Source organism: Stenotrophomonas sp. GbtcB23, assembly GCF_019091045.1.
Taxonomy (GTDB): domain Bacteria; phylum Pseudomonadota; class Gammaproteobacteria; order Xanthomonadales; family Xanthomonadaceae; genus Stenotrophomonas; species Stenotrophomonas rhizophila_A.
Genome location: NZ_JAGXKC010000411.1, coordinates 1 through 271, shown reverse-complemented (window position 1 = coordinate 271; position 271 = coordinate 1). Strand labels below are relative to the sequence as shown.

At 67.2% G+C, this 271-nt stretch carries 1 protein-coding gene; it reads right to left on the bottom strand.

Annotated elements, in window-relative coordinates:
• Nucleotides 1-45 precede the first annotated feature (45 nt).
• Nucleotides 46-271, bottom strand: a 226-nt coding sequence (locus KVS69_RS19610) for a Na+/H+ antiporter subunit E (RefSeq protein WP_217539691.1), incomplete at its 5' end; no start/stop codon positions are given.

Below are 271 nucleotides of genomic sequence, written 5' to 3'. Positions count from 1 at the left end.
GACGGGCTCCAAGTCCATGCGCGGGCTCATGACCAGCCCCGCCACCTACCAGGCCGACAGCGCCAGTTCCTTGAAGAACGGGGCGAGCAGCGAAAGGACGCGCCCCAGCCGCCGCCAGTAGCCGCGGGCGCCCATCTCGTCGCGGACGATCCACAGCGCCAGCGTCGACAGTGCAAAACCGAAGATCAGGTTGTGCAGCGTGGCGCTGCCGGTGTCCGCGACCCAGACGACTGCAAAGACCAGCGCCAGGAGAAAAGTGATCATCGCGCCC